The sequence below is a fragment of the Saccharothrix sp. NBAS 001 genome, from assembly GCF_056640475.1.
This window is the reverse complement of record NZ_CM153251.1, coordinates 6,809,901-6,834,467: the sequence shown is the minus strand read 5'-3', so window position 1 is coordinate 6,834,467 and position 24,567 is coordinate 6,809,901. Positions and strand designations below refer to the sequence as shown.

The window sequence follows — 24,567 nt, the reverse complement described above, 5'->3', positions numbered from 1 at the left end:
TCGACGGCCCATTGTCCGGGGTCGGCGAACGATTTCCGGCGCACCGGAATCGGTTGCCGACCGTCATCGCCCGGCGCGCGCATACCGGGAGTAGGTCCGGGAATGCCGGGCGCTGCCGGCGAATGGGTGAAACGACCGCGCGCACGTCGCGGGTGGGCACGACGTGCGCGCGGTCGATTCGGGTCGGGGCCGCCGGCCGTTCGGTGAGGGGGTTCCGCTCGGCCGACGGCGGCCGGGCCACGCGGGCGCTCCGGGATCGTCTCGGGGAGAGGGCCTGCCGCACCCGTGGGGGGCGGGCGTCGGAGGTCCTGACGTCCGGGCGGCAGCCGCGCGCCGACCACCCGTACAACGGGCGACATAGCACACGTGTTCCCGGGGTGTCCAGGGTCACTACACAGAGTCGCCACGAAGCTCGGTCATCCGCCGTTCGGCGGAGGCCAGCCGGTCACGTGCCGCAACCGCCTTGCGCTTGGCCCGCTCGACCCGGGTCGCGGCCTCCTGCTCGGCCTGCTGCGCCCGGCGCAGCTCGGTCCGCAGCGCCGCCGCGTGGTCCTCCCGCTCGACCAGTGCGGCCTCCGCCTCGCCGACCGCCGCGTCCGCCGCCTTCACGTCGGCCCGCGCGTGCGTGATGTCGTCCCGCGCTTCGGTCAACTTGCGCTCCCGCCGCTGCTCATGGCGGGGCGCGAGGTCGTCCCGGACCGGTGTGCCGGCCTCGGCCAGGGGGCCGAACCCGGACTGGTCGACCGACTTCACCAGGCGTCCGGCGCGGATCCGGGCGGCCAGCACGGCGTCGGCCAGGGCGGCGGTCAGCGTGGACCGCACCTGCTGCACGGCGTCCGAGCCCAGCGGCGCCCCGGCGTCGCGCGCCAGCTCCTCGGTCAGCCGCACCAGGCCGCTGAGCAGGACCCGCCGCCGGGCACCCAGTTCACGCAGCGCACCGCCCCGCAACTCCTCCTGCGCGGCCCGCAGCTGATCACCCAGAGCCACCGCCTCGGCCAGTTCGGCGGCCCCGAACCGGGCCAGCCGGTTGAGCGCCCACGCCGACGAGGTGGGCTTGCGCAGGGCGGCGATCTCCTTGGCCAGCGCCTTGTCGCCGTGCTCCAGGGCGGCCCGCGCGTGGGCGTCCCGGGCCGCGACGAACCGCGCCGGCGAGAGCGCGTACAGCTCGTCGGCGACCCGGTCGATCGGTTCCACGTCCACGATGCCCACCAGTGTGCTCGCCATCGTGTTGATGTGCGATTTGTTACCCGTTCAAGACGTCGTCCAGGGTTTCACCGTTGACAGAGTTTGACATTCCGGCCGGTCGGCTCTTGACTGGAACTGCCGCACCGGTCCGGAACCGGCGCGGCACTTCGCGCACGGGCGCGCAATACCCCGTTCAGTCCAATGTGGACTCGCCTATTGGGCTGTTCGTCTGATTGTCGTGGAAGACCCGGAGAGATGTGCTTGCGCCAATCTTTCCCCACGAAGGGTTTGCGCCGTGATCAACTCAGGAAGTCGGTGGAGACACCGCACCAGTGCGGCCCTGCTGGCCGCCGTACTGGGCACGACTGGGTTCGGCTTCGCCGCCGCTCCGGCCGTCGCGCAGGAAGCGCCGACCGCGCCCGCGTCCACCGACAAGGGCCTGGACAAGCAGGACCGCGAACAGCTGGCCAAGGCCGAGAAGGCCGGCCAGGACAACGTCACCCTGCTGGTGGCCGCCGAGCCCGGCAAGCTGGACTCCGCCGCGAACGACCTCAAGGCCCTCGGCGGCGTCGTCGAGACGACCGAGCGGGACGTCGAGTACCTCAAGGTCTCCGTGCCGCGCGGCAACGCCGAGAAGGCCGCCAAGCTGGCCTCGGTGAACGCCGTCGACGTCGACGGTCTGGTGGCGCTGGACAACCCGCGCCCGGACGGCGCGACCACGCCGCTGCCGCAGACCGCGCCGGGCCCGAAGACGCCCAAGAAGAACCCGTACATGCCGATCCAGGACACCAAGGCGGCGCAGTTCACCGACGAGCACCGCAACTGGGACGGTCGGGGCACGACCATCGCCATCCTGGACAGCGGCATCGACCTGGACCACCCGGCGCTGGCCACCACGTCCACCGGTGAGCGCAAGATCGTCGACTGGTACAACGCCAACGCCACGAACTCCGGCGACGGCACCTGGGTCCAGGTCGGCGGGCGCTACAACGGCACGTTCACCAACGGCGGCGTGACCTACAAGGCCCCCACCACCGGTGGTCCGTTCAGCTTCGGCCTGTTCCGCGAGACCGCGGGCGACCTCGGCCTCGCGGCCAGCGAGACCGGCGGCGACATCAACCGCGACGGCGACAGCGCGGACGCGTTCGGCGTGCTCCAGGACATCACCACCAAGGAAGTCCGGGTGGACGTCGACGGTGACGGCGACTTCACCGACGAGCGCGCCATGATCGACTACAAGTACAAGAAGGACGTCGGCCACTTCGGCACCGACCGGCCCGGCACCCCCGTGCTGGACACCGTGGCGTTCGTGGTGCAGACCGACCGCTCGATCTACGACAACGCCGGCCAGGCGTACGTCAACATCGGCATCGCCGCCGCCGCGCACGGCACGCACGTCGCGGGCATCACCGCCGCCAACAAGCTGTTCGGCGGCAAGGCGACCGGCGCGGCCCCCGGCGCGAAGCTGATGGCGGTCAAGGTCTGCCTGTCGACCCCGTCGTGCACCTCGTCCGGCCTGATCGACGGCGTGCTCTACGCGGCCCGCAACGGCGCGGACGTCGTCAACATCTCGATCGGCGGCCTGCCGGCGCTCAACGACGGCAACAACGCCCGTTCCGAGCTGTACAACCGCACCATCGCCGAGTACAACATGCAGATCTTCATCTCGGCGGGCAACAGCGGCGCGGGTGCCAACACCGTCGGCGACCCCTCGGTGACGACGGACGCGGTCAGCGTCGGCTCGTACATCACCAAGGACACCTGGCTGTCCAACTACGGCTCGGTCACCGCGCAGAAGGAGAACCTGCACGGCTTCTCGTCGCGCGGCCCGCGTGAGGACGGCGGCTTCAAGCCGAACATCGTCGCGCCCGGCTCGGCGATCTCGACCGTGCCGCAGTGGCAGGTGCCCGGCCCGGTGGCCGGCACCTACGACCTGCCGCCCGGCTACGCGATGTTCAACGGCACGTCGATGGCCTCCCCGCAGGCGACCGGTGCCGCGGCACTGCTGGTCAGCGCGTTCAAGGCCGAGCACGCCGGCGAGCGGCCGACGGTGCTGGAGCTGCGCAACGCCATCCAGTCCGGCGCCAAGTGGGTCTCCTCGCTGGGCGCCTACGAGCAGGGCGCGGGTCTGTTCGACGTGCAGCGCTCGTGGCAGCAGCTCAACGCCCACCCGAACGTGCAGAACGTCACCACCTCGGTCACCGTCAACACGGCGCTGTCGGCCCTGCTGCCGACCCCCAACACGGGCGTGGGCATCCACGACCGCGAGGGCGTGACCATCGGCAAGGAGTACGTGCGCACGTACACCCTGACCCGCACCACGGGCCCGGACCGCAACCAGCAGTTCCTCGCCAACTGGCAGGGCAACGACGGGACGTTCTCGTCCAAGTCCCTGGTCAGCCTGCCGCTGAACACGCCGGTCAAGTTCGACGTCAAGGTCAAGCCGACCAAGGCGGGCGTGCACTCGGCCGTGCTCAAGCTGGACAACCCGAACACCCGGGGCGTCGACGTGTTCACCCTGAACACGGTGTTCGCGGCCGAGGAGTTCACCGCGCCGAAGAAGTTCGCGGTCTCCAAGACGGGCACGATCGCGCGCAACCAGTCGCAGAGCATCTGGGTGCGGGTGCCGGTCGGCACCAGCGCGCTCAAGGTCGACCTGGCGGGCGGCGGCGAGGCCGGCAAGGGTCAGGTCCGCTTCCTGCGCTTCGACCCGTACGGCGTGCCGGCGGACACCACCACGACCACCAACTGCTACAACCCCGACGCGGGTGCGGGCTGTGCCGGTGGCACGCCCACCAGCCGCACGGTCGCCAACCCGATCCCGGGCGTGTGGGAGATCGTGGTCGAGTCGCGGCGGACCTCCGACGCGGACAACGCCCCGTACACCGTGACGGCGTCGGTGCTCGGCACGTCGGTCAGCCCCGACCCCGACACCATCGCGTCCGCGCAGACCGGCGTCGGCGTGGACCGCAGCTACACGGTGAAGAACACCCTCGCGGCGTTCAACGGCCGGCTCGTCGGCGGCGCGCTGTCCAGCGCCAAGATCGGCCGCCCGTCGATCGCCGAGGGCGTCTCGCAGACCTACGACGTGACCGTTCCGGCGGGCTCCACGTCGCTGCGGGCGACCATCGGCAAGCCGAGCGACATCTCGGCCGACCTCGACCTGTTCGTCTACAACTGCACCTCGGGCACGTGCGTGCTGTTCGGGCAGACCGCCGACGGCGACTCGGAAGAGTCGTTCACGGTGAACAACCCGGCAGCGGGCGCGTGGCGCATCCAGGTCGACGGCTACGCCGTGCCCTCGGGCACGACGGAGTACGACTACATCGACGTGTACGCGGTGTCGGGTCTGGGCACCGTGTCGGTGACGGACACCAACGCCGACCGCACGGCCGGTGCGACGTGGACCGTCCCGGGCGTCGTGACCGCCACCGGCCAGGCCGGTGCCGGCCGCGTCCTGCGCGGTGAGCTGACCGTGCAGACCGGCGAAGGCGCCGTTGTCGGGCGCAGCGCGGTGATCGTCCAGAACGTGGTCTGACCTCGTTCCGACCCCAGGGCCACCCCCGGTTCGCCGGGGGTGGCCCTGTTCGGTTTCAGCGGCTTCGACAGGCTGTCACCGGCTGTGCTGTGAACACTCTGGGACGGCATCGCAGGTGCCACGTCGGCTCCACCCCGGACAGTGGGGCTGCACGGCGAAACGGACTCGGTGTCTTCCCGCGTATCCGGCGTCGTTCGCTGTGCACGCAGCCGACCTTCCGCACGAGACCGGGGTCGTGCCGAGGGACGGCATCCGGTCCGCGGTCCACTGATCCCGCCGGCCACCCCGGCGCAGGCCGCGTTCGAGGGCGATCTGATGGACCTGATCGGCTATGGCTTGTCGAAGCAGCGGCCCGGGGCCGCTGCGCGGCTGTTCGGACTCGTGTCGGTGATTCCACGTCCGGCCGAGTCGGAGCTGCGGGTGGACACCCGCAGCGAGTCCCTCTCCTTCATTGCCGCGAACATCAGCCCGCTCCTCGACGTGGAGCGATCCGCCGTGGGCGGACTTCCGGGCCTCCGGGTGAGCCACAGGGGCGAGAGGGTGGTGCTGCGGCGACTCCAGTCGCCAGGCCGGATCGTGTTGCGAGGAGTGACCGAGGCGATGTGGTTCGACGCCCTCCGCCGGGGTGTCGGCGAGATGGACCTCGACGCGCTCTACCTCGGCGGTCGTTCCGGCCTCCACGAGTGGGAGCAGCGTGATCTGGCGGACTCGCGCCGTGTCCCGCATCCAGTGGGAGTAAGTGTGGTCAGTGGGTTGCTGCGGCGGCTACGCGCCTTCCGCGCCAGTTCCACGTTGCAGTTTCTCGACCTGTGGGTCAATCGCTGCACCGACGTACTGGAAGTTCACGTCGAGTGGGCGGGCGACTTGGCCCACGGTGATGTGATCGAGCGGCTCGCCGATCCCCGGCTCGGGTTGGGTCTGGCGGTGCACGAGTACTCGGGATGTTGCTGCGAACCGTGTGCGGGCGACCAGTACATGATCAAACTTCGCGATGTCGCCACCGGGACCGTCGAGGTTTGCCTGCGTCGCAGCAGTTTGCGCGACCACCGGCTACCTCCGCGCGCATCCGGCCCCTGCCTGGCGGCTTCCCGGGTTTCGGGAGGCCGGCGCGATGGGCTCTGATCTGGTTGCCGCACTGGCCATCGCGCCGGTCACCTGGTCGGTCGCGTTCATCCTCGCGGTCGCAACCGCGCTGCTGTCCCGTGACGTCCGGCAACGCGCGGACGCGCGGAAGGTGATGGAGTTCCTGCTGCGCTTGCGCCGCCGCTAGGGCGTCGGGTCCGGGCGGCTGATGGGCTCGTCCACGTCCACCTGGCGCACGCCCTCCACGGCGGTCACCCGGCCGACATCGCCCACCGGCACCGAGATCCGCAGGTAGCCGATCGACGTGTCGGTCGCCTCGACGGTCGCGCCGAGTTCGCGCAGGGTCGCGGCGGTGCGCTCGGTGGCCCCGGCGTCGGTCGAGATCACCAGGACCACGCTGGTCACCCCGTCCCGCTGCGCCTTGGTCAGCACGTCCTTGCCGTGCGGGCTGAGTTTGGCGGGCACTGGCACCTCCGTGGGTGGCGGCGTGGTGACCGGTGGCGCGGCGGTCGGCTGTGCGGCGCTCGGCTGGTCGGCGGTCGGTCGGCTCACGCTCGTCGTCGCGGACGGTGCCGACGCCGGGCCGTGGTCGACGACCGGCGACGAGCACCCGGCCACCACCAAGCACAGCAGGCCCACCACTGGTCGCTTCATCCGTACCCCTTCCGAGCCGTCCTGACACCTGGACGGATCAACCACCCCGGTTGGTTGCCTCCGGACCGCTGAACGCCTGCACGCGCTCCTCGCCGTCGGCGCTCTCGCCGAACACCCGGCTGTCCGACCCGGACGCCGGGCTGTCCCGGGTGGTCCGGTGCGGCGGCAGGTCGCGGACCCGCACCTGCGGCAACGCCTCCGGGTGCCGGGTCCGCAGCCACGCGATCAGGTGCTCCCGCACGACGCACCGCAGGTCCCACAGCCGGCCCGCGTCGGTGGCGCTGACCAGCGCGCGCACCCGCACGAACGACCCGACCGCGCCGGTCACCTGCACCACGCACACCCGCCCGTCCCACAGGTCGACGGTCTCCAGCGCGTGCCGCAGCTCCTGCCGCAGGTCCTCCACCGGCACGGTCCAGTCCAGGTCCAGCTCGACCGTCCCGAGCAGCGCCGACTGGGTCCGCGTCCAGTTCTCGAACGGCGTCTTCAGGAAGTACGACGTGGGCAGGATCAGCCGCCGGTCGTCCCACAGGTGCACCACGACGTAGGTCAGCGTGATGTCCTCGACCCGCCCCCACTGCTCCTCGACCACCACCACGTCGTCCAGCCGCAGCGCGTCCGAGAACGCGATCTGCACCCCGGCGAACACGTTGCCCAGCAACGACTGCGCCGCCAACGCCGCGATGGCGCCGATCACCCCGGCCGACGCCAGCAGGCTCGTGCCGGCCGTCCGCGCTTCGGGGAACGTCATCAGCACCGCGCCCGCCGCCAGCACCCCGACCACCACGACGGTCACCCGCCGCACCAACGTGATCTGGGTGTGCACCCGCCGCGCGTGCCGGTTGTCGGAGACGTCCACCCGGATCCGCGCGAGCGTGGCGTCCTCCGCGACCACCAGCAGCGCGCCCAACAGCCAGGCCCCGGCGAGGATGAGCGCTATCCCGACCACGTGCAGGGCCGCGGGCCGCCACTCGCCCCGCGCCGCGACCCCCACCGAGAACTGGACCGCCACCAGCACCGCGACCAGCAGCGCGGGCTTGTGCGCGTGCCGGGCCAACCCGGCGAACAGGGCGGACCGCCGGCCGATCCGCCGCACGACCCGGTGCACGAGCGTCACGGTCACCAACGCGACCAGAACCGACCCGGCGAACGTGAGCACCGCGACGAGCACAGGCACCTCCTCCTCGTAGTCACGTCCCCCTGCCCTACCCGCCGGGTGGATCACCCATTCGCCGACAGGACATTCCTCACGTGCGCGCAACCCCGCCGGCCGGGCCACTCGCGGTACGGCCGAACGGGGTCATCCCGCCGAACCCGACCCGCCTGCCCCGCCGCAGCCGGCAAAGTCGGTGCGTGACGCCGCAACCGCCCGTCGACCCCGCCATCCAGGCCGCGCACATCACCCGGCGCGGCGCGCTGGTCGGCGCGGTGGTGGCCGCGCTGATCACCGCGTCGGCGACCGGGATCGGGGCGTACTTCGCCGGCCGCAAGGAAGGCGTTGCGGTCGCGCACACCGAGACCGTCCGGGAAACGGTGACCGTGTCGGGTCCGGCCGGTCAGGACACGTCGCCCGGGTCGACCACCCGGGCCGCGCCCGGGGGCGCGATGTCGCTGCTGGAGCTGAGCCCGGTCGAGGCGGCGGGGAAGAAGATCGTCACCGACCCGCAGCGGGTGGACACCAAGACCTACCAGCGGGCCATCACGATGTGGATGGGGTTGTGCAGCGGGGGCGACACCGCCTCCCGCACCTACCACCTGGACCGCAAGTACCAGCGGCTCCAGGGCAAGATCGGGCTCAGCGACAGCTCCAAGAGCGATCGCCGCGTCGAGTTCCGGGTCTTCGTGGACAGCCGTCAAGTCGACACCGCGACCGCTCAGGTCGGGCTGGGCCAGGTGCGGGAAATCGACGTGGACGTCACCAACGCGCTGCGCGTGCGACTGGAGGTCTACTTCCAGACCTACACCTGTTACAGCGAGTACCAGGCGGGCGCGGTGTGGATCGAGCCGACGCTCGGCTAGCTGTACTGCCTGTGAGGTCGGGGACGCGGCCGGCGGGTGCTTGGCCGCCCGGTGCGGTGTGGCTGCGGTGGTGATTGCAGGTGTGCAGCCGTCCCGGTGGCGCTTCACGGCGTTCAGTCTGGGGGTCGGTAGGTGCGGGTGCGTTTGTGGGTGACGCCGGTGGTGGCGGGGGTGTCGCGCCAGGGTGGGAGCGGTGGCGGGAGCCGTTGTCGGTCAACACCGGCCGCACCATGATGCCGCGCGCCCGGAAGAACGTCTGTGCGCTGGACCTGACCGCCGCTGCGGTCTGTTGGTCTCGCCTGGGGCGGGTCTCGGTGTGGGCCGGGCTGTTGCGCCCGCCTGCCGTCCGTGGACGCGGTGGACGTCGACGTGGACCGGGTCGGCGGGCGCGGCGTGTTCGTGGCGGCGTACGACGCGGCTGGTCGTGTGGTCCGGACCCTCACCCATTCCAGGATCATCCGACTACGTGCCGGACCGTTCACAACCTCCCAGGGCGGTACAGCTAGCCGTTGGGCAGGAAGTGCGCCATCCGGCCGACGAACGCGACCAGCCGGTCCGGCGTGAAGCGCTCGGGGTCGGTGATCGCGAGCCGGCCCGCCATCTCGGCCAGGGCGAGCATGGTGTGACCGAGCAGTTCGGCGTCCAGGTCGGGGCCGCCCATGGCCTGCAAACCCAGGTCCGCCAACGCGTTGACCTGGTCGGTGATCCGGGCGCGGACCAGTTCGACCTGGCGGCGGAACTCGACGGGCGTGCCCTCCGGCGGCAGCAGGACCAGCCGCCAGCGGTCCGGGGTCGCCACCACCGCGTTCACGAAGGCGCGCACGGCGTCGGTGTAGAGGTCTTCCGGGGTGCGGTCGTCCAGGCCCGCCGGCACGGCCGCCAGGACCTGCGCGGTGGCGCGCTCGGCCTCGCGGGCGAGCAGCGCGGAGATCACCTCGGCGCGGTTGGCGAACTGCTCGTAGACCACGGGTTTGGTCACGCCCGCGCGACGGGCCACCGCCTCCATGGTCAGGGCGTCGAAGCCGCCTTCGGCGATCAGCGCCAGCGCGCCGTCCAGCAGCTGGTCCCGGCGCTGGCCGGGGGGCAGCCTCGGGGCGTACTTCCGGCGCGTTGTGCTCACCGGACCATATTGCTACGGTGTCGTAGCTTTCACAAAGCTACGCTGGCGTAGTAATTGCCGGAGGTCGTGATGGAACCCGACAACCTCGTGTTGCAGCCTCGGGACGTGCACTTCGACTGGTCCTCGCTGCCGATGCACTGGGTGCCCGACGAGCCCGCGGCCACCCACGTCATGAACGTCCTGCACCTGCTGCTGCCCGAGGGCGAGCGCTGGTTCGTCCGCACGTTCCAACAGGCGATCCCGCTGATCACCGACGACGACCTGCGCGAGGACGTGCTGGGGTTCATCGGCCAGGAAGCCGTGCACGCCGAGGCGCACAGCGAAGTCCTCGACCACCTGCTGGCCAACGGCCTGGACCCGCGCCCGTTCACCGACCAGGTGGAAGTGGTGTTCCGGCGCGTGCTCGGCGACCGCGCGGGCGTCGCCGAGCGGGTCCGGCGCGAGCACCTGCTCGAACGGATCGCGCTGGTCGCGGCCATCGAGCACTACACCGCCTACCTGGGCGACTGGATGCTCAACGCGACCGCGCTCGACCGCGCCGGCATCGACCCGACCATGCTGGACCTGCTGCGCTGGCACGCCGCCGAGGAGGTCGAGCACCGCAGCGTCGCCTACGACCTGATGCGCCACCTCGACCGCCGGTACGTGCGGCGCGCGCGGACGATGGTCGTCGTCGCGCCCGTGCTGTGGCTGCTCTGGGCGCGCGGCGCGCGGTTCATGATGGCCAACGACCCGACCCGGCCGGGGAGGCTGACGTTGCGGGAGTTCCGGCGCGCGGGCCGGCGCGGGCTGCTGCCGACCGGGCGCGAGCTGCTGCGCGCCACGCTGCGCTACTTCCACCCGCGCTACCACCCGAAGCAGGAGGGTTCGACCAGCCAGGCGGTGGCCTACCTGGCGTCCTCGCCGGCCGCGCGGGCGGCGCACTGATGGACCTGTTCCTGCGGGGGCTCACCGCGTTCGGCGACGGCTACCTCAAGTCGTTGCGGTTCCTGGGTTCCGCGCGGCCGGCCAGGTCCGCCGGCACGCCGCTGCGGCTGGTCGTGGCCGAACGCGAGGTCGTCGCCGAGGGCGTGGTGGGCCTGCGGCTGGCCGGGCCGGGCGACCTGCCCGCGTGGCAGCCCGGCTGCCACCTCGACCTGCACCTGGATTCGGGGCTGCGCAGGCAGTACTCGCTGTGCGGCGACCCGCGCGACCGGTCGTCGTACCGGATCGCGGTGCGCCGGCTCGGCGTCGGCTCGGCCGAGGTGCACCGGCTGCGGGTGGGCGACCCACTCGTGGTGCGCGGGCCGCGCAACGCCTTCCCGTTCGTCGCCGACGGACCGGTGCTGTTCCTGGCCGGCGGCATCGGGATCACGCCCATCCTGCCGATGGTCCGCGAGGCCGACCGGCTGGGCGTGGCCCGGAAGTTCGTCTACACCGGGCGGTCCCGCGCGTCGATGCCCTTCCTGGACGAACTCCCGCGCGGCGCGGACGTGCGGCCCGACGACGAGTTCGGCCCACCGGACGTCGAGTCGATCGTGCGCGCGGCGTCCGACGGATCGGTCTACTGCTGCGGCCCGACACCGATGCTGGACGCGGTGCGCCGGGGCTTCCGGGCCCGGCGGCTGCACTTCGAGCGGTTCGCGCCACCGCCCGTCGTGGACGGTCGTCCGTTCGCGCTGGTGTTGCGCCGCAGCGGGATCGAGCTTCCGGTGCCCGCCGACCGGTCGGCGCTCGACGTGCTCAAGGACCTGCGGCCGAACGTGCCCTACTCGTGCCGGCAGGGGTTCTGCGGCACGTGCGAGGTGGACGGCGTCCGGATCTGCGTCTCCCGCCCGGCCGGTGACCGGCTCGTGCTCGACCTGTAGCGGAGGAATCGTGTTCGTGGAATCCGATGGTGTGCGGCTGTCCGTGTACGAGCGGGGAGACCGGTCCGCGCCGACCGTGGTGCTGGTGCACGGCTACCCGGACACGCACCGGGTGTGGGACGGCGTGGCGGACGTCCTCGCCGAGGAGTTCCACGTCGTGACCTACGACGTGCGCGGGGCCGGCGCGTCGGACAAACCCCGTGGACTGGCCGCCTACCGGCTGCCCGCGCTGGCCCGCGACCTGTTCGCGGTGGCCGAGGCGGTCAGCCCCGGCGGGCCCGTGCACGTCGTGGCGCACGACTGGGGTTCGATCCAGGCGTGGGAGGCGGTGACGACGCCGGGCGCGCGGATCGCCTCCTACACCTCGATCTCCGGGCCGTGCCTGGACCACGTGGGCCACTGGATGCGCCGCCGGCCGACCTCCGCGCACCTCCGGCAGTTGCTGCACTCCTGGTACATCGTGGCGTTCCACCTGCCGTTCGTCGCGCCTTTCGCGTGGCGCAAGGTGATCGGCCCGCGCTGGGGCCGGGTGGTCAACCGCCTCGAAGGCGCGCGGTCGCACGTCGCGGACTCCGTCGTGGACGACGGTGTGCGCGGAATGTCCTTGTACCGGGCCAACTTCATCCCGCGAATCCGCTCGCCGCGCGTCCGCCGCACGGACGTCCCGGTGCAGCTCGTCCAACTGCTCAAGGACGACTACGTGACGGCGGGCGTGTTGCAGGACGTGGACCGCTGGGCCCCGAACCTGCGCCGTCGGGTGCTGGACGCCGGGCACTGGGCCCCGGTCACGCACGCCCGCACGATCGCGCTGCTGGTCGCCGACCACGTCACCGGCCACAGCCCCGCGCCGACCCCTGCGCCGACAACCCTTCCCGACGCCGCGCCGGATGCCACGCCCCCCGGTCGTCGGGCCTGACCCGCGTGCTCGGCCTGACCGCGTGCCCGTCCGGGCCTTCCCGGGACGACGTTCGCGGTCGGCGGCCCGCCGGCGATTCCGGTGCTCAGCGCCGGAATCGGCACCGAGTCGGGTGGCGGGACGTCCAGAGGTGGCGCGTCACCGGCCACAGCCCTGCGCCGGGAGCCCGGACACCACGTCCCGCGCACGGCTCCGCGCCAGGTTCCACGACCTCCGGTCGTCGTCGGTGAGCCGGTCCGGGTTGGCCCGGGCCGCCGCTCGTCCAGCCGCACCCCGGCGGCCGGCACCAGCAGGTACACCACGCCCAGCCGGAGTTCGCACGCGGCCACCACGACCCGCGGCACGGTGAATCCGTAAGCCTGCTGGTAGGCCCACGTCCGGGCGACCGCCCCGACGATCCCCAGCGTCGGCAAGGTGACGACGAGCAACTGCCAGAACCCCTGCCGCACGTACTCGGCGTAGGTGAGGTTCGCCGTCCGCCGCACGTAGTCGTCCCCGCCGAACAGCGCCCTGACCTGCACACCGACGAACGCCGCGAAGATCATGACCAGCGGGCACACCGGCAGCGCCCAGTCCCGCACGGCCGGCCCCAGACCGGTCGGCAGCATCGGCCGCGACAGCCGCCGCGCGTCGCTGTGCCGCAGCTCGGCGGTCGGCCACGGCATCGCCCGCCCGGCCCCCACCAGGGCCGCCGCCGAGCCGACCGCCGGCCCGCGCGCCGTCCCGTGCGCCCGCCCACCACCGTCGGCGACCCGGCGGGCACGCACAGCGGGTACAGCTCCGTCGACGCGGTCACCGCGCCCGTGCCGAACAGCAGCAACGAGAGCACGACCCACCCCGGCCGAACCTGCTTGACCAGGAAGAACACCACCAGAGCGAGCAGCGGCCAGCCCAGGCCGGGCCGGTCGAACGGCACCAGCAGCGCAGCGGCGGCCCCCATCGCGGCACCGGTCAGCAGGACACGTTCGGGAGACATCAGAGCCCTCAAGGGCGTGTGTCAGCGAGCCGCGTCGCCCCCAGAGCGACCGGCTGTCGGGAATGCGGGTGCGCTAGACCGGATCCGGCACGGCGGGCACGCGCGGCGTCACGGGCACGGTCGCCCGGATGCGGCAGCCCGGACCGCCGTCGACCACGGCGATCGTGCCGCCGTGCAGGTCGATGACCCAGCGGGCGATGTTCAGGCCCAGGCCGGTGCCGCCGCCGCCCGCCCGCTCACCGCGGGTGAACCGCTCGAACACCCGCTCGCGGTCCTCCGGCGGGATGCCCGGACCGTCGTCGGCCACCTCCAGCACCAGGTTCGTGCCCACCCGCGCGGTCAGCCGCACCTCGCCGCCCGCCGGGCCGTGCCGCGCGGCGTTGTCCAGCAGGTTGACCACCACCTGGTGCAGCCGGGCGCGGTCGGCCGTGGCGGTCGCGGTGGGCGGCTGGACGTCGACGGTGAACCGAACCCCCCGGTCGGTCACCGAAGCCTCCGCCACGACCTCGGCCAGCAGCGGCGCGATCGGGAACTCGGCGAGTTCCAGGCGGTGCGCCCCGGCATCGATGCGGGACAGGTCCAGCAGTTCGGTCACCAGCCGGCCCAGCCGCTCGGTCTGCGCCAGCGCGGTGCGCAGGGTCTTCCCGTCCGGCTGGGCCACCCCGTCGACCACGTTCTCCAGCACGTTCTGCAACGCGGTGATCGGCGTGCGCAGCTCGTGCGACACGTTGGCGATCAGCTCGCGGCGCTGCCGGTCGGCAGCGGCCAGGTCCGCTGCCATCTGGTTGAACGCCCCGGCGAGTTCGCCCACCTCGTCGCGCGCGGTGGCGCGCACCCGCCGGCTGTAGTCGCCGCGCCGCATCGCGCGGGCGGCGGTCGTCATCTCGCGCAACGGCCTGGTCATGCCGTGCGCCAGCACCTGCGAGGTGAACAGCGCGGCGGTCAGCGCGCCGATCGTCGTGCCGACCGGCAGCCACCGCATCTGCCACCAGAAGTAGGACAGGCCGACCGCGCCCGACGACACCAGCAGGATCCCGAGCTTGAGCTTGATCGAGCGGACCGGGTCGAGCGGGCGCGGCAGGAACTCCAGGACCGCGGTGAACGCCGACCGAGCGGTCACCTGGGCACCTCCAGGGCGTAGCCGACGCCGTGCACGGTCCGGATCAGGTCGGTGCCCAGCTTGCGCCGCAACGCCTTGATGTGGCTGTCCACGGTCCGCGTGCCGGTGCCGTCCGGCCACCCCCACACCGCGCTGAGCAGCCGTTCCCGCGACTGCACCGCGCGCGGCCGTTCGGCCAGGTGCACCAGCAGTTCGAACTCGGTCGGGGTGAGGTGCGCCTCCTCGCCGGCCCGCAGCACCCGCCGTTCCGACAGGTCGATCTCCAGGTCGGCGACCGAGATCCGGGTGGGCGGCGCGGCCGAGCGCTCCACCCGGCGCAGCAGGGCGTGCACCCGGGCGGCCAGCTCCCGGATGGAGAACGGCTTGGTCAGGTAGTCGTCCGCGCCGACCGCCAGCCCCACCAGCATGTCGTTCTCGTCGCCGCGCGCGGTCAGCATGAGCACCGGCACCGGCCGGGCGGCCTGGATCCGGCGGCACACCTCAAGGCCGTCGAAACCGGGCAGCATGACGTCCAGCACGACGAGGTCGGCGTCACCCGCCTTGGCCACGGCGGTGGGCCCGTCGTGCGCCAACTCGACGTCGAACCCCTCGGCCCGCAGCCGCGCGGCGACGGAAGAAGCGATGGTCAGGTCGTCCTCGACCACCAGAACCCGGCGAGTCATGCCGACGACTCTAGGTGCGACCGGTGGAGACGAACGGTGCGAGTTGTGAACGTCCTGTGGAGGCAACCCGGGCCTCCCGCACGCAGCGCGGCCGGCCGACGGCTTAGGGTGGCGCAGTGGCGGAAGCGGTCCTGGAAGCGGTGCTGGAGCGGATCACGTACGCCAACGAGGAGACCGGCTACACGGTCGCCCGCGTGGACACCGGGCGCGGAGCCGACCTGGTCACCGTGGTCGGGGCGCTGCTGGGCGCGCAGCCCGGCGAATCGATCCGGATGCGCGGCCGGTGGGGGTCGCACCCCCAGTACGGCAAGCAGTTCCACGTGGACGACTACACGACCGTGCTGCCCGCGACCATCCAGGGCATCCGCCGCTACCTGGGTTCGGGCCTGATCAAGGGCATCGGGCCGGTGCTGGCCGACCGGATCGTCACGCACTTCGGGGTGGACGCGCTCGACGTCATCGAGCAGACCCCCGAGCGGCTGATCGAGGTGCCCAAGCTCGGACCCAAGCGGACCAGGCTGATCGCCGCCGCGTGGGAGGAGCAGAAGGCCATCAAGGAGGTCATGGTCTTCCTCCAGGGGGTCGGCGTCTCGACGTCGTTGGCGGTGCGGATCTACAAGCAGTACGACGACAAGTCCATCGACGTCGTGCGCACCGAGCCGTACCGCCTGGCGACCGACGTGTGGGGCATCGGCTTCCGCACCGCCGACACCATCGCGAAGGCGGTGGGGATCCCGCACGACAGCCCGCAGCGGATCAAAGCCGGGTTGCAGTTCACGCTGTCCGAGGCGACCGGCAACGGCGACTGCTTCCTGCCGGAGAACCAGCTCATCGGCGAGGCGATCAAGATCCTCCAGGTCGACGCCGGCCTGGTCATCGACTGCCTGGCGGAGCTGGTCGCGGAGGAGGGGGTGGTGCGCGAGGTGCTGCCCGACGGCGAACCCGCGATCTACCTGATCCCGTTCCACCGAGCGGAGATCTCCCTGGCGGGGCAGTTGCTGCGGCTGCTGCGCACCGGCGAGGAGCGGATGCCCGCGTTCGGGGGCGTGGACTGGGAGCGCGCGTTCGGCTGGCTGGGCGCGTCGCTGGAGGAAAAGCAGCGGGACGCGGTGCGGCTGGCGCTGACCCGGAAGGTCGCCGTGCTCACCGGCGGGCCGGGGTGCGGCAAGAGCTTCACCGTGCGGTCGATCGTGAAGCTGGCGATGGCGAAGCGGGCCAAGGTGGTGCTCGCCGCGCCGACCGGGCGGGCCGCGAAGAGGTTGGCGGAGCTGACCGGCCACGAGGCCCGGACCGTGCACCGGTTGCTGGAGCTCAAGCCCGGCGGTGACGCGGCCTACGACAAGGACCGGCCGCTCGACGCGGACCTGGTCGTCGTGGACGAGGCGTCGATGCTGGACCTGTTGCTGGCCAACAAGTTGGTCAAGGCCGTGCCGCCCGGGGCGCACCTGCTGCTGGTCGGCGACGTCGACCAGCTGCCGTCGGTGGGCGCGGGCGAGGTGCTGCGGGACGTGCTGGCGGTGGACAGCCCGATCCCGAACGTCCGGCTGACGCACATCTTCCGGCAGGCGCAGAAGTCCGGCGTGGTGACCAACGCGCACCGGATCAACTCCGGCGACCACCCGCTGGTGCAGGGCCTGGACGACTTCTTCCTGTTCCCGGCCGAGGAGGCGGAAGACGCGGCGGCGTTGACGGTCGACGTCGTGGCACAGCGGATCCCGCGCAAGTTCGGGCTCGACCCGCGCAAGGACGTCCAGGTGCTCGCGCCGATGCACCGGGGCCCGGCCGGCGCGGGCGCGCTGAACGCGGTGTTGCAGGAGGCGTTGACGCCGGCGGTGAAGGACCTGCCGGAGCGGCGGTTCGGTGGGCGGGTGTTCCGGGTCGGGGACAAGGTCACCCAGATCCGGAACAACTACGACAAGGGCGCGAACGGGGTGTTCAACGGGACGTTGGGCGTGGTCACAGCCATCGACGCGGTGGAGCAGAAGTTGACCGTGAAGACGGACGAGGACGAGGACGTGGACTATGAGTTCGGCGAACTGGACGAACTGACCCACGCTTACGCCATGACGATTCATCGCTCACAGGGCAGTGAGTACCCGTGCGTGGTCATTCCAATCACGACGAGCGCGTGGATGATGTTGCAGCGGAACCTGCTGTACACGGCGGTGACGCGGGCGAAGAAGCTGGTCGTGCTGGTGGGGTCGCGCAAGGCGATCGGGCAGGCCGTGCGCACGGTGGGGGCGGGGCGTCGGCACACCGCGCTGGACTACCGGCTGCGGCAGGGCTGAGCCGTTCAGGCGTGGGCCGAGCGGTCGGCGCGCGCGAGTTCGGCGGCGTCGGCGAAGGCGGACTGGAACAGCGCGATCTCGGAGCCGTCGAGGCTGATCATCGTGCGCTCGTCCAGCCAGACCTCCAAGGTGCCGTCGGTGACGGCGATCGTGCAGACGGCCGGGCGGTGGCCGTCGTCGGAGCAGCGCAGCAGCCACTCGCGTGCCGGGTGGCACTGATCATGGCTGGAATCACGGGTGATCGCGGACATGGTTGTCCCCCTTCGGGTGGTTCGAGCGTGGAGCAGGCCGAATTCGGGCCGGTGGTTGATGGCTTGGACTCGGTTGGCTCGAACTCGCAACTGCGAATGAAGAGTTGCCCCAATCGTGTGGTGAGGGCGAGGCATGGCGCAGACACCGACCGTCCGGCAGAAGTTCCTGGCGATGTACATGCGCGAGGCGCGGCTGAAAGCGGGCGTCGAGCCGAAGGAGGCGGCGCACCTCCTCGGCCGGGACACGACCCGCGTCACCAAGCTGGAACTCGCCCGCGAGGGGATCACGCCCGGCGACGCCAAGATGCTGCTGGACCGGTATGGCGTGCACACCGAGGAGGAGAAGGCGGAGATCGTCGAACTCGCCCGCACCAAGACCCAGCGCGGGCGTTGGCAGGGCCACCGGGCGACCGTCCCGCTGGAGCAGCGCCCCTACTACGACTTCGAGTGGGACTCCGACGAGATCCGGCACTACGCCACCGAGCTGGTACCCGGCATGTTGCAGACTGCGACCTACATGCGGGCGATGCTGACCGCGCGGAACTGGGTCGACCCAGAGACGATCGACGGCATCGTGATGACGCGCTTGGAGCGCCAAGAGGTGCTGTTCCGCGAGCGGCCGAGCCACGCCGCCTTCGTGCTGAGCGAGAGTTGCCTGCGGCGGGTGTTCGGTGGCAACGCGGTGATGCACGAGCAGATGCGCCATCTGAGCGAACTCGCGCGCCGACCGAACGTCCAGCTCCAGATCTTGCCGTTCGACGCGCCGGGCGGCGCCAGCACCTTCGCGTTCACCATGCTGCGGGTGCCCGCGCCGACGTCCGCGCCGCCGCTGAACCTGGTCTACGTGGAGAACCTGCACGACGCCGACTACCTGGACGGCGACAAGGAAATGGCGGACTACGCCAAGCTCTGGGGGAACCTGACGGCGAACGCGCTGGGAGTGGAACAATCGAGGAGGTTCGTCCAGCGCGTGGCTCGGGAGTACGCCTGAGCCGGAAAGGCGGTCCCTGCCATGACCCCGGACTTCTCCAGCGCCAGTTTCAAGACCTCCAGCCACACCGAGGACAACGGGACGTGTGTGGAGGTGGCGGTGGTTCCGGGGTTTTTCGCGGTGCGGGACACCAAGAACCGGGCGGGTGGGCAGGTGTGCGTTGCGGGTCGGGCGTTTCGTAGGTTCCTCGCCGGGCTCCGCTGAGGAGGACCGGGCGGCGTTCGCCACTGGAGCGGGAACGCTATGTGGAACCGGCCCGCATCCGCAGCCAACGCGGCTGCCGGCTGGGCCATCGTGCGACCGTGCCGATGGAGCAGCGGCCCTACTACGACTTCGAGGTCGACTCGAACCTGATCCGCCACTACGGCATGGAGATGGTCCCTGGGCTCTTGCAGACCGAGCGCTACATGAGGGCCGCCCTCGAACGGCGTTTCCGGATCGACGCGGCGAGTGTCGAGGACATCGTGGCGACCCGGCTGGAGCGGCAGGAGGTCCTGTTCCGCAGGGTGCCGGTGACTGCGGTGTTCGATCATGAACGAGCGAGCGCTCCACCTGGATGAGCTGAGCCGGCGGAGGAACGTGCGGATCCACGTCCTGCCGTTCGAGGGCTGGGGAGCGGGGGAACGGCTTTCAGCTTCACCGTGTTGCGTCCCCCGCCTCGACGGCGTCCGCCGCCGACGTGCTGGGAGTGGAACAATCGAGGAGGTTCACCCTGGGGGTCGCCCAGGACTTCGCCTGACCTGGAGAGGCGGTCCCTGCCATGACACCGGACTTCTCGGCCGCCCTGTTCAAGACGTCGACCTTCACCGAGAACAACGGGACGTGCGTGGAGGTGGCGGTGGTTCCGGGGTTTTTCGCGGTGCGGGACACCAAGAACCGGGCTGGTGGGCAGGTGTGCGTTGTGGATCGGGCGTTTCGGAGGTTTCTCGCCGGGCTCCGCTGAGGAGAACCGGGCGGCGTTCGCCACTGGAGCTGGAACGCTATGTGGAACCGGCCCGCACCCGCAGCCAACGTTGCCATCGGCTGGGCCATCGCGCGACCGTGCCGATCGACGCGGCGAGTGTCGGGCACGTCCTGCCGTTCGAGGGGCTGGTGAGCGGGGGAACTGCTTTCAGCTTCACCGTGTTGCGCGTCCCCCGCCCCGACGGCGTCCGCCGCCGATGTGCTGGGAGTGGAACAATCGAGGAGGTTCATCCTGGGGGTCGCCCAGGACTTCGCCTGACGTGGAGAGGCGGTCCCTGCCATGACACCGGACTTCTCGGCGGCCACCTTCAAGACGTCCGGTCACACCGATGGCAACGGGACGTGTGTGGAGGTGGCGGTGGTTCCGGGGTTTTTCGCGGTGCGGGACACCAAGAACCGGGCTGGTGGGCAGGTGTGCGTTGCGGGTCGGGCGTTTCGTAGGTTCCTCGCCGGGCTCCGCTGAGGAGGACCGGGCGGCGGTCGCCACTGGAGCGGGAACGCTATGAGGAAAGTCTGACGCCCGGCGATGCGAACATGCTGCTCGACCGGTACGCGGTCCACACCGAGGAGCAGAAGGCCGAGATCGTGTAACCGGCCCGCACCCGCAGCCAACGTGGCCGCTGGCTGGGCCATCGCGCGACCGTGCCGATCGACGCGGCGAGGTCGAGGATGTCCTGCCGTTCGAGGGGCGGGTGCGCGGGGAACGCCCTTCAGCTTCACCATGTACGCCTGACCTGAAAGGTGGTCCCCCATGACTCCGGACTTCGCGACTGGCCGGTTCAAGACCTCCAGCCACACCCAGGACAACGGGACGTGTGTCGAGGTGGCGGTGGTTCCGGGGTTTTTCGCGGTGCGGGACACCAAGAACCGGGCGGGTGGGCAGGTTAGAGTTGTGGATCGGGCGTTTCGGAGGTTCCTCGCCGGGCTCCGCTGAGCGGAGCCCGGCGGCGGTCGCTACTTGAGCGGGAACGCGATGTCGCAGGCGTCGTCCTCGGGGCCGATCGTGGACCAGTCCGCGAAGTAGACCTCACGCGGCCCACCGGCCACGGTCAGCCCGTTCGCCTCCACCCACGCGTGCACGGCGTCGTACGCGCCCATGATCTGCGGGTACTGCACCTCGCGCTTCTTCAGCCGGGTGTACGCCTCGCGGTGCGCCGGTTCGACCCTCGCCGCCACGCCGGCGGGCGGGGCGGCGACGGCGATCGGCAGGGCGATCTCCACCGGCCCGTCGCTGTCCTCGGTCACCTCGCCGTGGTAGATCACCAGGCCGGGGGCCGAGATCCCGCCGTACTCGGCGGTCGCCTTCAGGACCCGGTCCATCGCCTCGGCGATCCAGTCGGTCAACGCGGGCTGCAGCACGTGGCGCTGCTCCGTCAGCACGACCTGCTCCGGCACGTCCCGCTGTTCCACCTTGAACATCTCCGCCAACCCCTCTCCTCCGGACATCACCACGTGGAGGTACGCGGCCAGGTGCCGCTGCACGGCGAACCTCTGCTCCACCCCGTCCCAGTACTCGCCGAGCAGCGCCGGGCGCTCGCCCGCCGCGGCCGAGACGATCCGGTCGACCTCGCTCAGCGGCATGTCGATCCGGCGCAGCGACCGCACCAGCCGGGCGTGCGCCAACTGGTCCTCCCGGTACCGCCGGTAGCCGTTGGACGGGTCGACCTCCGCCGGCACCACCAGCCCCTGGCGCTCGTAGAGCCGCAACGCCTTGAGCGACAGCCTGGAACGTCGCGAGAACTCGCCGATCCCGAGCAGCCGGTCCATCCGCACCTCCTCCACGTGGACGACCTTGGAGCGTGCCCCAAGGGCAGGGTCAAGCCTCGCCCGAACAACCCGTCACCGCTCGTGCGCGACTGAACGATCTTCACCCGAACGCGTGACAGGAGGCGGGTTCGACAGTAGTTGCGAGCAGCATCCGGTGTAACGGGATTCGCCCGCCCGCCGAACTCGAACCCGTAGCGACCAACCCGGCACCGACCCGCACCGGCCCGCACCCGCTCCGCAGGAGGCCCGATGTCCGAGCAGACCCCACCGGCGTTCGACCCGCGCAAGAGCCCGCACAAGGGGAGCGGCACCGGCCCGGCGTGGGGCGCGGAGTGGGTGCGGGAATCCTTGCACCGCATCAGATCCGCGTCGACGGTGGAGGAGGCGGTCGCGCAGGCCGCCGTCGAGCAGGTCGTCCTCCTGCACTCGATCCGGCGCACTCTCATCTGGACGGCGATCATCATCCCGCTGGTCCTGTTCGGCCTCGGCGTCGTGCTGGTGACCGCCGAGCCCGGTTCGCCCGACTGCGGGACCTACCGGACCCGCTGCTGAACCGTTCCGGAGCGGCCAGGCGGGGCCGTGCGGTCCAACCTGCGCCCATAAGCGTGAGGTATGGCCGGTCGGAGGGTGTGCAGGGCACCGGTTTTGGCCCATTCTCCTGCTCAACCCTGCATAGGAGGAGAACAACCGTGAAGTCGACCAGACGTTCACTGGTGACACTGGCCATAGCCGGTGTCACCGCCGCCGCTGTGATCAACGGCGGCGTCCCGGGCACCGCGGGCCCTGCACCCGAGGTGGCCGCCGCCCAGGCCGGGCCGACCTACGTCTACAAGGTGCACGCACCGCTCGGCAAGGCGTCGCAAGACCTGCTCTCCCGGGGCTTCGACGTCCTGGAGCAGCGCGAGGGCGACTACCTGTTCGTCCTCGGCGACTCCACCGCCGGCCAGAAGCTCAAGGGCGACGGCTTCACCGCCGTCATCGACGAGGTGCTGCCCGCCCCGCAGTGGACCCCGCCGTCGCGCAAGTCGCAGCAGCTCGACGCGGCCGCGCTGGAGGAGACCTACTACGGCGGCTACCGCACGGTCAACGCCCAGTACGCGCACCTCGACGCCGTCGCGTCGCAGTACCCGAACCTGACGCAGACCGTCGACTACGGCGACTCGTGGAAGAAGACGCAGGGCGCGGGCGGCTACGACCTGCGGGCCATCTGCATCACCAAGAAGAACGCCGGCGACTGCGCGCTGAGCACGACCGCGCCCAAGCCCCGGTTCTTCGTGATGGGCCAGCTGCACGCCCGCGAGCTGACCACCGGTGACGTCGCCTACCGCTGGATCGACCACCTGACCCAGGGTTACGGCACCGACGCCGAGATCACCGCGCTGCTCGACTCCACCGAGGTGTGGGTGGTGCCGATCGCGAACCCGGACGGCGTCAACATCGTGCAGCAGGGCGGCAACTCGCCGCGCTACCAGCGCAAGAACGCCAACACCACGAACGGCTCGAACTGCTCGGGCACGTCCGGCTCGCACGTGGGCATCGACCTGAACCGCAACACCAGCTCGCACTGGGGCGGCGAGGGCACGTCCGCGCAGCCGTGCGCGGAGACCTACAAGGGCCCGTCGGCGAACTCCGAGGTCGAGACGCGGGCGTTGCAGGCGTTGTGGCGCAACCTGTACAAGGACCGCCGCGGCACCGGCACCTCCGACGCCGCGCCGGCCGACACCACCGGTGTCGTGATCTCCATGCACAGCTACTCCAACCTCGTGCTGTTCCCGTGGGGCTGGTCGTCGCAGTACAAGTCCGGCAACGACACCCCGCTGCGCACGATGGCGCGGGAGATGGCGTCCCTGGCGGGCGGCTGGCAGTACGGCCAGCCCGGCGAGGTGCTCTACAACGCCTCCGGCGCGACCGACGACTGGGTGTACGACGACCTGGGCGTGGCGTCGTTCGTGTGGGAGATCGGGCCGGGTTCCGGCTCGTGCAGCGGGTTCTTCCCGGCGTACTCCTGCCAGACCTCGACCTTCTGGCCGAAGGTCAAGTCGATGCTGATGTACTCGGCGAAGAAGGCCACCAACCCCTACGGCGGCGGCGGCAACCCGCCCGGCCCGTGCGCGAAGGCGACCAACGACGGCGACGTCAACATCCCGGACGCCGGCGCGGCCGTGTCCAGCACGATCAACGTCTCGGGCTGCACCGGCAACGCCTCGGCGACCACCCAGGTCGAGGTGCACATCAAGCACACCTACCGGGGTGACCTGGTCCTCGACCTGGTCGCGCCGGACGGCACGGCGTACCGGTTGAAGCCGTCGGACAACGACTCGGCGGACAACATCGACACCACCTACACCGTCAACGCCTCCACCGAGGTGCGCAACGGCGCGTGGAAGCTCCAGGTGCAGGACGTCTACTCGTCCGACACCGGCTACATCGACTCGTGGAGCCTGACCACCTGATCGGGCCCCGCTGACGTTCGGCACGAGACCGGCCCCGCAGGCGCACGACGCCTGCGGGGCCGGTCCACGTCCGGGGAACGTGCTCGGCGCGCCACGCAAGGAGATCACCGGACAGCGCGCCCCGCAGACCGCGCACGGCGGGCGTTTCCGCGTACGGCCGGGATGTTCTCCTTGGCGTGCCGGGAGAGCGCGGGCAGGGACGTCGTGCGGCACGGTCCGCCGGCCCGTCGACCCCGTTCGGCCGCGTTGCCGTGCCGACGATCGAGTGGTCCGTGGCGGCACCCCGCTGTGCACGGGCCGTCGTTGCGCCACCATCGGTCGATGAAGCGCAGTGACAGTCGCTACCTGCTCGCGCCCGCGCTGGGTCTGGTTCTGGGCACGACCTGGCTGCTGGGCCTGGCTCTCCTGGCCTGGCCCCTGGACAAGAGTCCGAGATTCTCCTTTTACGCCGGCACCTTCACGGCGTTGTGGACAGCCGGCAGTGCGGTGCTGTCCTGGTTGGTGATGCGCCACTACGGGGTGCGCCGACCGAGAGCGACCGTCGGCGCGGCGGTCGCCCTGACGCTGGTCGTCTCGGCGTTCGGGTACTCCTGGCTGCCGACCCTGTTCGCGCCGTTCGTGTTCGCCGTGTGCTTCCTGGTCGCGGCGGCGGTCGTGGACCTGGTGCCCGCGGACACGAACGGGCCCCTGCGGGGGAGACGCCCGCAGGGGCCCGTTCTGTGAGGGGTGTTACC

General features: G+C 71.2%; 26 protein-coding genes and 1 pseudogene. 17 read left to right on the top strand and 10 right to left on the bottom strand.

Annotation, left to right across the window (positions count from 1 at the left end; translation table 11 throughout):
- Positions 1-390: 390 nt before the first annotated feature.
- Positions 391-1,224: a hypothetical protein gene (locus tag AC0HI0_RS29385; RefSeq protein WP_480926746.1), complete on the bottom strand. Its 834-nt coding sequence runs from the start codon at positions 1,222-1,224 to the stop codon at positions 391-393.
- A gap of 256 nt (positions 1,225-1,480) precedes the next feature.
- Between AC0HI0_RS29385 and AC0HI0_RS29380 the strand changes: the two genes are divergently transcribed.
- From AC0HI0_RS29380 to AC0HI0_RS29370, 3 genes are all read left to right on the top strand, one after another.
- A complete protein-coding gene (locus AC0HI0_RS29380; protein ID WP_480926745.1) occupies positions 1,481-4,723 on the top strand; it encodes a S8 family serine peptidase in 3,243 nt (1,080 codons plus the stop codon).
- A 315-nt stretch (positions 4,724-5,038) separates the two neighbouring features.
- Positions 5,039-5,845: a hypothetical protein gene (locus AC0HI0_RS29375; protein ID WP_480926744.1), complete on the top strand. Its 807-nt coding sequence runs from the start codon at positions 5,039-5,041 to the stop codon at positions 5,843-5,845.
- Positions 5,835-5,993 carry a hypothetical protein gene (locus AC0HI0_RS29370; protein ID WP_480926743.1) on the top strand — a complete coding sequence of 53 codons (159 nt, stop codon included), beginning with the start codon at positions 5,835-5,837 and terminating at the stop codon, positions 5,991-5,993. Before AC0HI0_RS29375 ends, AC0HI0_RS29370 begins: the two co-directional genes overlap by 11 nt.
- Here the strand turns inward: AC0HI0_RS29370 and AC0HI0_RS29365 are convergent.
- A complete protein-coding gene (locus AC0HI0_RS29365; RefSeq protein ID WP_480926742.1) occupies positions 5,990-6,460 on the bottom strand; it encodes a hypothetical protein in 471 nt (156 codons plus the stop codon). The genes AC0HI0_RS29370 and AC0HI0_RS29365 overlap by 4 nt on opposite strands.
- A 37-nt stretch (positions 6,461-6,497) precedes the next feature.
- Positions 6,498-7,637 carry a mechanosensitive ion channel family protein gene (locus AC0HI0_RS29360; RefSeq protein WP_480926741.1) on the bottom strand — a complete coding sequence of 380 codons (1,140 nt, stop codon included), beginning with the start codon at positions 7,635-7,637 and terminating at the stop codon, positions 6,498-6,500.
- Positions 7,638-7,813: 176 nt separating this feature from the next.
- Between AC0HI0_RS29360 and AC0HI0_RS29355 the strand changes: the two genes are divergently transcribed.
- Positions 7,814-8,479, top strand: coding sequence for an NPCBM/NEW2 domain-containing protein (locus tag AC0HI0_RS29355; protein ID WP_480926740.1), 666 nt, complete (start codon positions 7,814-7,816; stop codon positions 8,477-8,479).
- Between the two features lie 502 nt (positions 8,480-8,981).
- Here the strand turns inward: AC0HI0_RS29355 and AC0HI0_RS29350 are convergent.
- Positions 8,982-9,599, bottom strand: a complete 618-nt coding sequence (locus AC0HI0_RS29350) for a TetR/AcrR family transcriptional regulator (RefSeq protein ID WP_480926739.1) — start codon at positions 9,597-9,599, stop codon at positions 8,982-8,984.
- Between the two features lie 69 nt (positions 9,600-9,668).
- Here AC0HI0_RS29350 and AC0HI0_RS29345 point away from each other — a divergent pair, with 69 nt between their 5' ends.
- Genes AC0HI0_RS29345 through AC0HI0_RS29335 form a run of 3 tightly spaced genes read left to right on the top strand, consistent with a single transcriptional unit; the run spans position 9,669 to position 12,362 of the window.
- Entirely contained in the window at positions 9,669-10,526 is an 858-nt protein-coding gene (locus AC0HI0_RS29345; RefSeq protein WP_480926738.1) for a metal-dependent hydrolase, read from the top strand.
- Entirely contained in the window at positions 10,526-11,446 is a 921-nt protein-coding gene (locus AC0HI0_RS29340) for a PDR/VanB family oxidoreductase (protein WP_480926737.1), read from the top strand. Before AC0HI0_RS29345 ends, AC0HI0_RS29340 begins: the two co-directional genes overlap by 1 nt.
- A gap of 16 nt (positions 11,447-11,462) precedes the next feature.
- Positions 11,463-12,362 (top strand): alpha/beta fold hydrolase, encoded by a 900-nt coding sequence (locus AC0HI0_RS29335; RefSeq protein WP_480926736.1) that lies wholly within the window; start codon positions 11,463-11,465, stop codon positions 12,360-12,362.
- A gap of 317 nt (positions 12,363-12,679) precedes the next feature.
- Here AC0HI0_RS29335 and AC0HI0_RS29330 read toward each other — a convergent pair.
- From AC0HI0_RS29330 to AC0HI0_RS29315, 4 genes and pseudogenes are all read right to left on the bottom strand, one after another.
- Positions 12,680-12,970, bottom strand: a pseudogene (locus AC0HI0_RS29330) (DUF4153 domain-containing protein); the annotation flags it as partial.
- Positions 12,904-13,338, bottom strand: coding sequence for a hypothetical protein (locus AC0HI0_RS29325; RefSeq protein ID WP_480934560.1), 435 nt, complete (start codon positions 13,336-13,338; stop codon positions 12,904-12,906). The gene AC0HI0_RS29325 and the pseudogene AC0HI0_RS29330, both read right to left, overlap by 67 nt.
- 73 nt (positions 13,339-13,411) lie before the next feature.
- Positions 13,412-14,458: a HAMP domain-containing sensor histidine kinase gene (locus tag AC0HI0_RS29320; RefSeq protein ID WP_480926735.1), complete on the bottom strand. Its 1,047-nt coding sequence runs from the start codon at positions 14,456-14,458 to the stop codon at positions 13,412-13,414.
- Entirely contained in the window at positions 14,455-15,120 is a 666-nt protein-coding gene (locus tag AC0HI0_RS29315) for a response regulator transcription factor (protein WP_480926734.1), read from the bottom strand. The genes AC0HI0_RS29320 and AC0HI0_RS29315 overlap by 4 nt, the downstream gene beginning before the upstream one ends.
- Before the next feature lie 116 nt (positions 15,121-15,236).
- Here AC0HI0_RS29315 and recD2 point away from each other — a divergent pair, with 116 nt between their 5' ends.
- Positions 15,237-17,408, top strand: a complete 2,172-nt coding sequence (gene recD2, locus AC0HI0_RS29310) for an SF1B family DNA helicase RecD2 (protein ID WP_480926733.1) — start codon at positions 15,237-15,239, stop codon at positions 17,406-17,408.
- Between the two features lie 5 nt (positions 17,409-17,413).
- Here the strand turns inward: recD2 and AC0HI0_RS29305 are convergent, their stop codons facing one another.
- Positions 17,414-17,659, bottom strand: a complete 246-nt coding sequence (locus AC0HI0_RS29305) for a hypothetical protein (RefSeq protein ID WP_480926732.1) — start codon at positions 17,657-17,659, stop codon at positions 17,414-17,416.
- Positions 17,660-17,792: 133 nt separating this feature from the next.
- On the opposite strand from AC0HI0_RS29305, the gene AC0HI0_RS29300 reads away from it, so the two are divergent.
- From AC0HI0_RS29300 to AC0HI0_RS29275, 6 genes are all read left to right on the top strand, one after another.
- Positions 17,793-18,650, top strand: a complete 858-nt coding sequence (locus AC0HI0_RS29300; protein ID WP_480926731.1) for a helix-turn-helix domain-containing protein — start codon at positions 17,793-17,795, stop codon at positions 18,648-18,650.
- A gap of 21 nt (positions 18,651-18,671) precedes the next feature.
- Positions 18,672-18,854 (top strand): DUF397 domain-containing protein, encoded by a 183-nt coding sequence (locus AC0HI0_RS29295; protein WP_480926730.1) that lies wholly within the window; start codon positions 18,672-18,674, stop codon positions 18,852-18,854.
- Between the two features lie 104 nt (positions 18,855-18,958).
- Complete coding sequence (locus tag AC0HI0_RS29290) at positions 18,959-19,210, top strand: Scr1 family TA system antitoxin-like transcriptional regulator (protein WP_480934415.1); 252 nt, start codon at positions 18,959-18,961, stop codon at positions 19,208-19,210.
- Positions 19,211-19,410: 200 nt separating this feature from the next.
- The gene (locus tag AC0HI0_RS29285) at positions 19,411-19,593 is read left to right on the top strand and encodes a DUF397 domain-containing protein (protein ID WP_480926729.1); all 183 of its coding nucleotides are present in this window, start codon (positions 19,411-19,413) and stop codon (positions 19,591-19,593) included.
- Between the two features lie 300 nt (positions 19,594-19,893).
- Positions 19,894-20,076, top strand: coding sequence for a DUF397 domain-containing protein (locus AC0HI0_RS29280; RefSeq protein WP_480926728.1), 183 nt, complete (start codon positions 19,894-19,896; stop codon positions 20,074-20,076).
- Between the two features lie 288 nt (positions 20,077-20,364).
- Positions 20,365-20,547 (top strand): DUF397 domain-containing protein, encoded by a 183-nt coding sequence (locus AC0HI0_RS29275; protein ID WP_480926727.1) that lies wholly within the window; start codon positions 20,365-20,367, stop codon positions 20,545-20,547.
- A gap of 20 nt (positions 20,548-20,567) precedes the next feature.
- Here the strand turns inward: AC0HI0_RS29275 and AC0HI0_RS29270 are convergent, their stop codons facing one another.
- On the bottom strand, positions 20,568-21,395 hold the full coding sequence (locus AC0HI0_RS29270) for a MerR family transcriptional regulator (RefSeq protein ID WP_480926726.1): 828 nt from the start codon (positions 21,393-21,395) through the stop codon (positions 20,568-20,570).
- A gap of 234 nt (positions 21,396-21,629) precedes the next feature.
- Here AC0HI0_RS29270 and AC0HI0_RS29265 point away from each other — a divergent pair, with 234 nt between their 5' ends.
- The 3 genes from AC0HI0_RS29265 to AC0HI0_RS29255 all read left to right on the top strand — a co-directional run bounded on the left by AC0HI0_RS29265 (position 21,630) and on the right by AC0HI0_RS29255 (position 24,556).
- Positions 21,630-21,932, top strand: coding sequence for a hypothetical protein (locus tag AC0HI0_RS29265; protein WP_480926725.1), 303 nt, complete (start codon positions 21,630-21,632; stop codon positions 21,930-21,932).
- 137 nt (positions 21,933-22,069) lie between these two features.
- Positions 22,070-23,833 carry a M14 family zinc carboxypeptidase gene (locus tag AC0HI0_RS29260; protein ID WP_480926724.1) on the top strand — a complete coding sequence of 588 codons (1,764 nt, stop codon included), beginning with the start codon at positions 22,070-22,072 and terminating at the stop codon, positions 23,831-23,833.
- A 321-nt stretch (positions 23,834-24,154) separates the two neighbouring features.
- Positions 24,155-24,556 (top strand): hypothetical protein, encoded by a 402-nt coding sequence (locus tag AC0HI0_RS29255; protein WP_480926723.1) that lies wholly within the window; start codon positions 24,155-24,157, stop codon positions 24,554-24,556.
- Positions 24,557-24,567 lie beyond the last annotated feature (11 nt).